Source organism: Ruegeria sp. C9, from assembly GCF_056537585.1.
The window spans coordinates 153,486-165,759 of record NZ_JBQFRU010000004.1; the positions used below are offsets into that span (position 1 = coordinate 153,486).

At 58.1% G+C, this 12,274-nt stretch carries 6 protein-coding genes; 3 read left to right on the forward strand and 3 right to left on the reverse strand.

Annotated elements, in window-relative coordinates; genetic code table 11:
* Positions 1-23: 23 nt before the first annotated feature.
* Positions 24-452, reverse strand: coding sequence for a DUF4275 family protein (locus ACR0NE_RS11905; RefSeq protein ID WP_170596958.1), 429 nt, complete (start codon positions 450-452; stop codon positions 24-26).
* Between the two features lie 269 nt (positions 453-721).
* Here ACR0NE_RS11905 and ACR0NE_RS11910 point away from each other — a divergent pair, with 269 nt between their 5' ends.
* From ACR0NE_RS11910 to fdhF, 3 genes are all read left to right on the forward strand, one after another.
* Positions 722-1,603, forward strand: coding sequence for a LysR family transcriptional regulator (locus ACR0NE_RS11910; protein ID WP_170404498.1), 882 nt, complete (start codon positions 722-724; stop codon positions 1,601-1,603).
* A gap of 85 nt (positions 1,604-1,688) precedes the next feature.
* Positions 1,689-3,392, forward strand: a complete 1,704-nt coding sequence (locus tag ACR0NE_RS11915; RefSeq protein WP_170596959.1) for an NAD(P)H-dependent oxidoreductase subunit E — start codon at positions 1,689-1,691, stop codon at positions 3,390-3,392.
* Between the two features lie 11 nt (positions 3,393-3,403).
* Positions 3,404-6,190 (forward strand): formate dehydrogenase subunit alpha, encoded by a 2,787-nt coding sequence (fdhF, locus tag ACR0NE_RS11920; protein ID WP_170511339.1) that lies wholly within the window; start codon positions 3,404-3,406, stop codon positions 6,188-6,190.
* A gap of 50 nt (positions 6,191-6,240) precedes the next feature.
* Here the strand turns inward: fdhF and ACR0NE_RS11925 are convergent, their stop codons facing one another.
* A complete protein-coding gene (locus tag ACR0NE_RS11925) occupies positions 6,241-10,323 on the reverse strand; it encodes a translocation/assembly module TamB domain-containing protein (protein WP_170596960.1) in 4,083 nt (1,360 codons plus the stop codon).
* On the reverse strand, positions 10,323-12,128 hold the full coding sequence (locus ACR0NE_RS11930; protein WP_170596961.1) for a BamA/TamA family outer membrane protein: 1,806 nt from the start codon (positions 12,126-12,128) through the stop codon (positions 10,323-10,325). The genes ACR0NE_RS11925 and ACR0NE_RS11930 overlap by 1 nt, the downstream gene beginning before the upstream one ends.
* Between the last annotated feature and the right edge of the window lie 146 nt (positions 12,129-12,274).

Genomic DNA, 12,274 nt, shown 5'->3' on the forward strand with positions numbered 1-12,274 from the left:
CACCAAAGCAGCCACTGCTCAGCTTATAACCTCGGATTTTCTGCGAAGAATGGGCCGATATCGGGTTGCTCGTGCGTGAATGCCATTGTCCACTTCATGTTGTGGTGGGCTACGTAGATATCCGCGCCAAAAGATGTGAAATCTGGATATGTTTCTGAGACGCAGCGATACGACCATTTGATATCTTCATCAAAGATAACATACGCGGCAGGCCACTGGTTCTTATAGGCATTTAAAGCGTCATCGCCCGCCCGCGCGATTTGAAACCCGTAACTGAAACCATGCCAGCGAATGCGATTGTGAATCCAGGAACCGGTTGATTTCTTTACGTTCCCGGCGAATGTCTGATGCCAGCATTGAACAACCTCACGACCTTCTTTGGAATTGAGAGGATCAAAATCGACGCATTCACGCACTAAGAAGTCCTCAATTTGGTTTCTCGTAGGGTTCATGGAATAATTTGGCTCTATGTTGTTTTTAAACCGGCATATCGCGCGTTAAGGCGAAGTGTCAAAACCGTTCAGGTGGCAAGATGCGATCCTGTTAGTTTCATTTGGGCTGAAACAGCAGTTCGGCAGGCTCAACCACCCGAGTATTGCATGTATCTGAAGCGCTGATCCTGTGGCAGCCAACAAATTGACGATGCTCGCATCCCGCACATTTCTCTCGTGCAGAAATGTGGTTAGTTTGGATTTTGACCTGATACTTGAGACAGCTCTAGATGATCGAAATCCGCGACCTGCAATTGCTCAGCGCATTGGCGCGGCATCGTCATTTCGCCAAGGCAGCTGAGGAATGCGGGATTTCACAGCCTGCGTTCTCGATGCGAATCCGAAACCTGGAGGATCGGCTGGGTGTCTCCATTGTTCGCCGCGCAAACCGATTTCAGGGGCTGACTGAAGAGGGCGAGATGATTGTCCAGCGCGCGCGGCGCATTCTCGACGACACCAAGGCTTTGGAACAACAGGTGCTCGCTGCAAAGGGTGAGATCACCGGAACGCTTATTTTGGGTGTGATCCCTACAGCGATTGCCTTCACCGGGCGTCTTACGAAGCGGTTGCGCGATGCGCATCCACGTATCGTGACCCGGATTGAAACAATGTCTGCAACGGCCATTCAGCACCGGTTGGACGAAGGAAGTTTGGATGCTGGCATCACTTATGGCGACAGTATCGGTACCGATCTACGGCAAGTGCAGCGCTTGTACGAAGAAACCTATGTCCTATTGGTTCCCTCGCATATGACCGATGAGACAGGCCCGATCCCATGGGCCCGCGTGGCCGAGTTTCCCCTGAGCCTGCTGGAACCACAGATGCAGAACCGGCGGATTCTGGATCGGATATTCGCCGAACAGGGCTTGCACCCGGATATTGTGGCCGAGACCAGCGGATTCACTGCCTCGATGGTCATGGCGCGCGAGGGGCTAGCGGCCACCGTGATTCCACGCGTGCTGGTGCGGGCGCTGGGCGACCTGAAGGACACAAGGGTGCTGTCCCTGATCGAACCCGTGGTGAGCAAGCCGATTTGTCTGGCCACGCTCACTCGTGACCCGGAATTGCCCACGGTCGCGGCCTTACGCACAGTGATGGCGTCTTTGCGGTGATAAACTGTCGTTATCGTGCGATTGAAATATGCGATTTGACGATATGCTAGTCTGATGAGACACGGGGCCTCAATCGGAGGGCATCATGGCACCATTAGACACCAAGCCATCAGGCGCGCCAAAGGGCGTCTGGAAGTCAGGTAAAGGCAAGGGGCGGCACACGCCCAAAGGCCGTCAATTCTCGGACGAGGCACAAGCAGAAATTGCACGTCTGCTGGGCGACCGCCCGCGACGTCGCGATCTGCTGATTGAATTTCTGCATTTGATTCAGGACGCACACGGCCATATCAGCGCCGACCACATCGCCGCTCTGGCGGTTGAGATGCGGATCGGGCAGGCTGAGATTTACGAAACCGCAACCTTCTATGCCCATTTCGATGTAGTGAAAGAGGGTGAAACGCCTCCTCCGGCGTTGACGATCCGTGTGTGCGATTCGCTGTCCTGCGAAATGGCAGGTGCCCAGCAGCTGCAAAAAGCGCTGGAAGACGGTTTGGATGCCTCGCAGGTCCGCGTTGTCCGTGCGCCCTGCATGGGACGCTGCGACACCGCTCCAGTGCTGGAGATCGGTCACAACCACATCGACCACGCGACCCCCGAAAAAGTGCGGGCCGCTATTGTTGCCGATGACACCCATGCGCACCTGCCCGACTACGAAACCTTCGCGGCCTATGAGGCCGAAGGTGGCTACGCCAAGCTGAAAGAGCTGCGCGAGGGCGGCGATTGGGAGAAGGTGCAGGAAGACGTACTGTCCTCGGGCCTGCGTGGTCTGGGCGGCGCTGGCTTCCCGTCGGGCAAGAAATGGGGCTTTGTTCGCATGAATGAAGGCCCGCGTTATCTGGCTGTCAACGGCGATGAGGGCGAGCCCGGCACATTCAAGGACCGCTACTATCTTGAGCGCACGCCGCATGTCTTCCTCGAAGGGATGCTGATCGCCGCTTGGGCCGTCGAGGCAGAGACCTGCTTTATCTATATGCGCGACGAATACCCGGCAGTTCTGGAAATCCTGCGTCGTGAGATTACCGCGCTCGAACAAGCCGGGATCGTCGAAGAAGGCTATATCGACCTGCGCCGTGGTGCTGGCGCTTACATCTGCGGCGAAGAATCCGCGATGATCGAGTCGATCGAAGGCAAAAAAGGCCTGCCGCGTCATCGTCCTCCGTTCGTGGCGCAGGTTGGGGTCTTTAACCGTCCGACCTTGGTGCACAATGTCGAGACGCTCTATTGGGTGACCAAAGTTTGCCGTGAAGGGCCTGAATGCCTTAACAGCACCGAAAAGAACGGTCGCAAGGGTTTGCGTAGCTATTCGGTCTCGGGTCGTGTCGCAAAGCCGGGCGTTTACCTTCTGCCCGCTGGCTCGACCATTCTGGACGTGATCGAGGCTGCCGGAGGCATGGCCGGGGGCCAGACCTTCAAGGCTTATCAGCCGGGTGGTCCATCCTCGGGTCTGTTGCCTGCATCGATGGATGACATCCCGCTGGATTTCGACACGTTGCAACCGCATGGCACCTTCATCGGGTCCGCTGCGGTTGTGGTTCTGTCCGATCAGGACACCGCACGCGATGCGGCACTGAACATGCTGCGCTTCTTCGAAGACGAAAGCTGCGGCCAGTGCACGCCCTGCCGTGCAGGCTGCGAAAAGGCGGTCAAGCTGATGCAAGCCGACAAATGGGATCAGGAACTGCTGGAAGACCTGTGTCAGGTCATGGGCGATGCCTCGATCTGCGGTCTGGGGCAGGCGGCCCCGAACCCGATCCGCCTGGTCATGAAACATTTCGCTGACGAAATCTGAGGGAGACAGCCATGCTTGATGCAAGCCCAAACAAGACCGTCACCTTCAACCTGAATGGCGAAGATGTCACCGTGCCCGAAGGCTGGACCATCTGGGAAGCCGCAAAGGGGCAGGGGTTCACTATCCCTCACCTGTGTCACAAGCCGCAACCCGGTTACAAACCCGACGGCAATTGCCGTGCCTGCATGGTCGAGGTAGAAGGCGAGCGCACGCTGGTCGCCTCGTGCATCCGTCCGGCAGCCGACGGCATGGTGGTTAAGACCGACAGCGACCGGGCCGAGAAATCGCGCGCGATGGTCATGGAGCTGTTGGTCGCGGATCAGCCTGAGGAAGCGCACGACACCTCCAGCCACTTCTGGGATATGGCCAAGCTGAACCATGTCAGCGACAGCCGTTTCCCGGCGAAAGAGGCCGAGAAAATCCCGCTGTTGGATGACAGCCACGTTGCGATGCGCGTCAATCTGGACGCTTGCATCAACTGCAACCTCTGCGTCCGGGCCTGCCGCGACGTGCAGGTCAACGACGTGATTGGTATGGCCGGTCGTGGCCACACAGCGCAGGTGGTGTTCGACCAGAACGACCCGATGGGTGCTTCGACCTGTGTGGCTTGTGGTGAATGCGTGCAGGCCTGCCCGACCGGTGCTTTGATGCCAGCAACCGTACTGGATGACCAGCAGCGAGGCGACAGCAAGGACTACGACTCGGAAACGGAAAGCGTCTGCCCGTTCTGCGGCGTGGGCTGTAAGGTTTCGCTCAAGGTCAAAGACGGTAAGGTGAAGTATGTCGAGGGCATCAACGGCCCTGCAAACGAAGGTCGTCTGTGCGTCAAAGGCCGCTTTGGCTTTGACTACATTCACCATCCGCATCGCCTGACCAAGCCGCTGATCCGTCGCGAGGATGCTCCAGCCAAGGGATTGAACGTCGATCCCGGCAACCTGGATACCCATTTCCGTGAAGCAACGTGGGAAGAGGCGATGGATTTGGCCGCGACCAAGCTGATGGACTTGCGCGACAAAGACCCGCGCAGCGTTGCAGGCTTCGGCTCGGCCAAGTGCACCAACGAAGAAGCCTATCTGTTCCAGAAGTTCATCCGTCAGGGCTTCCGCCACAACAACGTCGACCACTGCACCCGTCTGTGCCACGCGTCATCTGTTGCGGCCCTGATTGAGAATGTGGGCTCGGGTGCTGTGACCGCGACCTTCAACGAGATCGAAAACGCGGATGTGGCGATCATCATCGGGGCCAACCCGATTGAAAACCACCCTGTCGCTGCGACCTACTTCAAGCAGTTCACCAAACGTGGTGGCAAGCTGATAGTTATGGACCCGCGCGGCGTTGGGATGCGCAAGTTTGCTGATGAGATGCTTCAATTCCGTCCGGGTGCGGATGTCTCGATGCTGAACGCGATCATGAACGTGATCGTGGAAGAAGAGCTCTATGACAGCCAGTACATCCACCGCTGGACCGAAAACTGGGAAGCCGAAAAAGAACACCTGCGCCAGTTCACGCCTGAGGCTATGTCGCCGATCTGTGGCATCGAACCGGATCAACTGCGCCGAGTGGCGCGCACCTTTGCGCAAGCCAAGGCCGGTCTGATTTTCTGGGGTATGGGTGTCAGCCAGCACATCCATGGCACCGACAACTCGCGCTGCTTGATCTCGTTGGCTCTGATGACCGGCAATGTTGGTAAACCCGGTGCAGGTCTTCACCCTCTGCGCGGGCAGAACAACGTGCAAGGTGCCTCAGACGCGGGCCTGATCCCGATGTTCCTGCCGGACTATCAGTCCGTTACCGACGACGGCATTCGGGCCAAGTTCACCAACGTCTGGAATGACGACCGCGACTTCTCGAACGAGAAGGGGCTGACCGTCACCGAGATCATCGATCAGGCTTATGCGGGCAACATCAAGGGTATGTACATCCAGGGGGAAAACCCCGCCATGTCCGACCCCGATGTGAATCACGCGCGCGACGCACTGGCCAAGCTGGAACTGATGATCGTGCAGGATATCTTCCTGACCGAAACGGCGAACTATGCCGACATCATTCTGCCCGCCTCAGCGCTCTATGAGAAGAACGGCACCGTGTCGAACACCAACCGTCAGGTACAGCGTGTGCGGCCCGCCGTGACCCCTCCGGGTGAGGCGCGCGAGGATTGGAAGATCACCGTTGAGCTGGCGCGGCGGATCGGTTTGAACTGGGATTATTCCGATGTTTCTCAGGTCTTTGCTGAGATGAAGCTGACGATGAATTCGCTCGACAACATCACGTGGGAACGGCTTGAGACGGAGACGATCACTTACCCGTCACTGTCCGAGACAGACCCAGGTCAGGCGATTGTGTTCGGCGATGGTTTCCCACGTGCGGATGGTCGCGCCCGGTTCACGCCAGCCAGTGTCATCCCACCGGATGAGGCCCCGGATGATGAATACCCGATGATCGCCACTACAGGCCGCCAGCTGGAGCATTGGCATACCGGGTCGATGACGCGCCGGTCCAACGTTCTGGATGCCGTGGAACCTGAAGCGAACTGCTCGATGAACCCGCGTACATTGAAACTGATGGGGATTGAGCCGGGCGATATGATTCGTCTGACTACTCGCCGCGGTTCGATTGAAATCATGGTGCGGGCCGACCGGGCGATTGCCGAAGATATGGTGTTCATCCCGTTCGCTTATGTCGAGGCGGCGGCGAATATCCTGACCAACTCGGCCATCGATCCTTATGGCAAGATCCCCGAGTTCAAGTTCTCGGCAATTCGCGTCGAAAAGATCGCAGACGCCGTCGCGGCGGAATAGTCTTCAATCAACTGAAAAAAAAAGGCGGCCCTTTGGGGTCGCCTTTTTTTTCAGTAGTCGCGTTCGAAAAAGATACCCAAACCCGTCTCGCCCCGGCCATCCACCGTGCCGCGAACCGTGAAGCTGTCGGTGACGTCGAGGTTCAAGTTCACCTCGGTGTCACCTTCGGTATTGACGGTGAAATCGGTGTAGAGATTGTCGCTTAGATATGCGCCCGCACCAAGGCTGCCCCCACCGCCCTCAGTCGCGCCAAGGTCGATAGTGTCCAGGCCCGTGGCCTCGCGCACCCCTTTGGTAGTATCCCCTCCGGCGCCGCTGAGTTGGGCCAATGAGGCTGCCATCTGCGCAATGACAAACGGTGACAGTTCTGAGAACCGGTTGCCGAACAAGAGCATTGCAAGCGCTTCCTCGGTCGGGCGTTCAGGATCTGAGAAAACGTCGACCTCGGGTGAGTCCAGCGGCCCGGCGATCTCGATCGTTGCGGTGCCGTCCGAGGTGCTGGAGGACGATTCAAACTCGATATATGGCGTCAGGTCACCCTGCAGAGTGACCACACCCTTAGTCAGCGCAAGGCGGCGACCAAGGATATCGATATTACCGCGGATAAGCTCAATCTGGCCTGACGGCACAACAGAAGTTGTAGTTCCACCAATTTGTATGCGACCGCCCAGTTCCGCGTTCACGCCGCGTCCTCGGACAAAAACTGCCTTGGGTGCAAGCAATCCGATGTCGAGCGACATGCGCGAGTTGCTTTTAGTCTCATCCTCGGTTTCCACCAGATTGGCGCGTTCCCGCGTTACGAAACCGGCACGGCTTTCGTTCAGGTGTTGGATCGTCGGAATTGGTGCTGCGCCAACTGCTCCTGCGGCGGCTGCAAGATTGATGTTGGTTTCGCCAAAGTTTATCTGCCCGGCCAGCGAACTGTTACCGGCCAATGCCCCGGTCAGGGCGATCTGACCGTTCAATGTGGTCTCATAGAGCAGCTTGTCTGTCAGCACGAGATTGTTGAGCGCTGTGGTTATCTGGGCGTTGAAGGGTGGCGTCAGATCAATCGGGCCGTTGACGGTAAACCCTCCGCCCGCTCGTAACCCACCCTGCAGTGCAATCGTGGCGCGGCTTTGCGCGATGTTTACGGAACCCCCGATGCCAGTGATTGTCTGTCCCACATCGGGCAAGGCCATCGACGCGCCGGATGTTGAAATCGTTCCGCTAAGCGCATCCAGCGCAGGTGCCCCTTTCAAGGCCAGATCGAACCGGGCAGTACCGGCCAGATTGTTGGGAGAGATAAATGCATTGGCGATACCGATGTTGACACCGCCCTGCATCTTCAGGTCCGCTTCGCCGCTGGTTTCGTTAAAGGTCCCGGCAACCGTTGTATTGATATCGGCGGGGCCATTAGCCTTTGCGTCGATGGTCCACATCCCGGCGTCGCGGCGGGCGGTACCACTGGCGGCGACGGTTCCGGGGAAATCGGGCACAAAACGTTCGACCCGATTCAGGCGGGCGTCAAAATTTAGATCCGCGGTGCCACCGGTTTCTACGGTTCCGGTTAAATTGGCGTACGAGCTATCTGGTCCCTGCAGGCGCGCATTGCCTTCCAAACCGGACCCTGTCGGGGCGACGTTGCCATCCAGCGTGAGCGGCCCGGACAATGTCGAGGATAGACGGCCGATGTCGTCCAGCATGGCCGAGAAATCGAGGCCACCGGCCTCCCGATCCAATCGGCCCGATGCATCTGCTGTCAGCGCGGTTCCGTTCAGACTGAAAGTGCGGATGTTCAGCCCCTGATCATCGTTGGCGGCATCCACGTTCAGCGTGGTTCGTCCCTGTACCAACGCATCTACGGCTTGGATACCCGTGGCAAGGTCGTCTGCGCTCAGGCTGCCTTTGATATCAAAGGCCTTGCTGCTTTGCGCGGCCCGACCGGTGACGTCGGCATCAATCGACCCGGCCAGATCAAGCCCGGCGAGGCCGGAGAACAAAGACAGGTCGGGGGCGTTCAGCTTGGCGCTTCCATCCACCGCGATGTTTCCGGTGGGGTCATCGATGGTTGCGCCCACCTCGGCAGTAAGAGCAGCACTTTTGATCGTGGCGTTTCGAATAACGATTTGGTTGCCCGAATGCGCACCGTCCAGATTGATTGATGTCCGGCCTTTCAACAGCGGGTCGAACTCGCTCATCCCGGTTTCGATATTTGTTCCGATCACGCTGGCTTGGCCGTCGAATTCCAACGTCTGTACGGTGCCTTTGCCATCCAGCCGGGCCTGTAATGCGCCCGCCAGATCACGCTGTGCGATGCCTGAGAACACCGCCAGATCGGGGGCGTTCACGCTGGCCTGACCGTCAATTGTCAGATTGCCATTTGGCGTCGTGACCGTGCCGCTGGCCTGCGCTGTCAGAGCGTCGCCATTCACGGTGAAATCGCGAATTGTTACCCCTTCGGTGTCGCGTTTGGCATCCAGAACGATTTCGGTTTCACCCGTGATCATTGGATCAATATCGTCACGCCCGGTCACCAGATCACGCCCATTCACCGTGACCTTGCCGTCAAAGCTGCGTTCCAGTGGCGAGCCCTTGCCAGCCACCTGTATCGAAGCTTTGCCACCAAGTTGAAGCTGAGCCAGGTCCGAGAAACGCGACAGGTCGGTTGCCTGCAGCAGCGCCGTACCATCAACCTGCAACCCGGTCGCAAGCCCGCTGATCAACGCATCAGCGTCTAGGGTATAGTCGCTGCCGACCAGTTCGACCCCGGACAATTGCAATGTCTGGTCGCTGCCGTACTCGAACTGTCCATCCAGTGTGATCTGATTTCCGACGGCGGCATTCAGTGCGGCATCTGTCAGATCAATGCCATCCAGCACAGCCTGCAGATCGCCATCGACCGACAGCCCGCTGGATTGATCTAGCGTGCCTTGCCCGCTGATCCGTGCATGATCGAGGTTCAGGTTGGGGGTTTCAATCTTGTTGGTCGTCAGGCTCAGGTCCCAGAGATTGCCATTCTCGGTATTGTACAAGGCCGAAATCTGAGCCGCGCCGATTGACGTATCGCCGCCGCTGACGGGCAGAACGACCTTGTCACCTTCCGGCGGCGTGATACGACCTTGCAGGGCGACCAGTTTCAGAACACCACCCGAAGCAAGGCTGAGTTCGCTTTTGAGGTCCAGCGCTTCCGAGGTAATCTCGATATCCGATATATCCAGCGCCCCGTCAGAATGGGTGCGCCCATCTACAAACAGCCGTGTGTCGGTACCGAAGAACGTGTCCATCTCTTCGGCCAGAAACGGCGTCAGGTCGCCTCCGACATCGGCAGTAAACGCGATTCCATCGGAAGCGTTGCCACTCTCTTCGGCTGTGCGCAGTCGTACCTGACCGGAGACGCGAAGCTGCTGATCGCTGCTTAGACCGATATCAGCATTAAAATCCGTTATCGGCCCCGAGCCTTTTGCAGTCAGCTCAAGCGGCGGGGCATCGGGGATGGATAGGGCCGTCGCGATCAGCCCGCCTGAGGCTTCGGCTACGGTCAAGTCCAGATCGATCTGGCGGCTGTCGTTCTGAAAGCCTGCTTTCAGATCAATCGTGTCCCCGGCGCGGTCCAGTCGGTCGATATCCAGCGTAGTATCCAGTGTTCCATCAGCCAGCGATAGGTTGCCGTTCACGGCAAGCTCGGCAGCGACGCCGATCAGCGGCTCACCTAAAGACAGGTCATCGACGCGCAGCTCTCCGATTTCGATCGAAACCGGAAGCTCAGGTAGTTGGAAGGGTTGGGTTTCGGCTGAAGGGGGCGGTGCGTCCTTAGTTGTTGTACCGGGGGCGCGGGCGATATCGATTTCCTGCGCCGATAGTGTGTTGACCGAGAACCGACCGCGCAGCAGTGCCAATCGGTTCCAGTCCAATTCAGCGTTTTTAATGGTGAGCCAGACGCCGTCGTCATCGGCGACTGTGATTTCTTGAATCGTCGCACGCGAACTCAGAGCTCCTTCAAGGCCGATCACCCGCACATTCTGATCATCACCAGACAGGGTATCTTGCAGAAACTGCTCGATCATGCTGCCGCCCTCGTCCTGAGCGGTCGCCGCGATGGGAACGGTGATCGCTGCTGAACTTAGCAACAGGGGATATACAACGCGACGCATCAAAAGGCTTGCCCGATCCCGAGGTAGAATTGCAGCCCGTCACCCGTATCGCCCTGAACCGGCACCGCAAGGTCAAAGCGCAAGGGCCCGAAGCCGCCCAGATCATAACGGATTCCAAGGCCCGCGCCAGAATGCTCTTCCGCGCCGCCGCCGATGAATGAGGACGTGTCGACCACACCGTAGTCATAAAACCCAACCAACGAGATTGCGTCAGTGACTTTGCCTCGGACCTCGGCTGAGAGCCCCAGAAAGGATTTGCCACCGGCGACACCATCTCCGACGGGGATACCTAGGCTTTCAAATGGCTGACCCCGTACTGTACCGGCACCACCCGAGAAGAACAGGAAATCTGGAGTCACACCATCTGCCGGAGGTCCGAGGACCGATCCCAACTGCACCCGGCCTGCCAACACCAGCCGACCGGCGGTGCCCAGATCGTTATAGGCGCGACCGTCAAAGAACATTCTCAGGCCGGTATCCGACCCGGAGAACCCGACAAAGGGCATGACTTGCGAGTCTAGATAATAACCGCGCGTAGCACTGACTTTGCTGTCGCGTTCATCCCACTCTGACCGGAACGGAAGAATGAAGTATCGAAACTTGCGCCCATCGCCATAGGCGTCATCCGCGTCCGACCATTGGAAACCTGCCGAGGCTTCGGCGTAGAGGCGGTCAGAGAATGTGCGGCGTGCACCATAGGCAAGCGAGGCGACGGTGACGTTGTAGTTTTCGGTATTGCGCCGTTCCAGCAGGGCGCTCCAGAATGTATTGTCGTCAGGGCCCAGACGATCAGGTTGATCCAGCCGCAGACCAATGCGTCCATCGATATCCTCGGCACCGCCGATATTGCGGATTGCCGCCTCGAACCGCAGCCTTTCGGCTCGCCGGAAAACGTTTCGATGGGTCCACGTAGCTGTAAGATCAACCCCGTCGCGCGAGGCAATCTCGGCCCCAAAGGTCAGGCGGCGCGGTGGCAGGTCTTCAAACGTCGCGTCGAAATCAAGCGTGCCATCCGGGTTGGGTTCTTCATGTTCCTTGAGCGAAACCGTAGCGAATGTGCCGGTGCGCCGCAGGCGGGTGCCAACCTTTTGGACCTGTTCAGGCGAATAAACCTCACCCGACGGGAAGCCTGCGACTTTCTCGATCGACCGATGGCGGACATTTGTATCGCCCTGAATGATCATTTTGCCGAACCGCAACCTTGGCCCCGGAGCCAGATCAATTGTCGCGTCCAGCCGTGCCTGCGCATGGCGCGCTATTACTTTCTGATCTTCCACTTCCGCCTTGGCATGGCCTGTATCGCGCCAGCCCTGCACCCCGGCCGAAGCCGCCTGTTGGATCGCTCCGGTGGTCGCGGTCTTACCCGTGGCGAACTCTTCGGGCAGTTCCGTGCCCGGTGCCAGCGGTTGCACGACAGCCGTTCCGAACTTGAACTTCCGTCCCGGTGTGACAAGGATAGTCGCCCGTTTGAATTGGGCTGGAACGTTCAGCGAATTGATTTTGGCGGCTTCCTGCCCGTCAAGCTTGATGCTGACGACGGGGCTGAAATAGCCTTCGTCGTACATGATCTGAACGATGGTGCGGTAGTCGGACAAAGCTGCCGACAGTATTTCCAGTGACGTATCAAGACCACGCGATTCCGAGGTGAAGATGGATGAAGTCTCTTCCAAGCGGTCGACCAGATCTTCAGATGCACCAGGGGCGGATAGGGTCGTTTCTAGCGCGGTAGCAAGATTGGGGGACAAGGCCACAAACGCACCAAAAAGCCAGCCTCTCAGATCGCTGCGCGGTCTGCTCCCTGTCATTGTCTGGCTCCAACTGCCCCAAGTCGAAATCGCTATGGCCGCGAAACAAAACGAATGCGGCGTGTTGAATTCATTTAGAGCATCTGACGGCGCTTAGGGGAAGAACTAAACAAAGTTCAGGTGTTTTTATTGGCAAACTCGTGTGC

Bases quoted from the DNA above. Each gene is read 5' to 3' on its own strand.
- ACR0NE_RS11905 (WP_170596958.1), bottom strand. From the start codon at position 452: ATGAACCCTACGAGAAACCAAATTGAGGACTTCTTAGTGCGTGAATGC.
- ACR0NE_RS11910 (WP_170404498.1), top strand. From the start codon at position 722: ATGATCGAAATCCGCGACCTGCAATTGCTCAGCGCATTGGCGCGGCAT.
- ACR0NE_RS11915 (WP_170596959.1), top strand. From the start codon at position 1,689: ATGGCACCATTAGACACCAAGCCATCAGGCGCGCCAAAGGGCGTCTGG.
- fdhF (WP_170511339.1), top strand. From the start codon at position 3,404: ATGCTTGATGCAAGCCCAAACAAGACCGTCACCTTCAACCTGAATGGC.
- ACR0NE_RS11925 (WP_170596960.1), bottom strand. From the start codon at position 10,323: ATGCGTCGCGTTGTATATCCCCTGTTGCTAAGTTCAGCAGCGATCACC.
- ACR0NE_RS11930 (WP_170596961.1), bottom strand. From the start codon at position 12,128: ATGACAGGGAGCAGACCGCGCAGCGATCTGAGAGGCTGGCTTTTTGGT.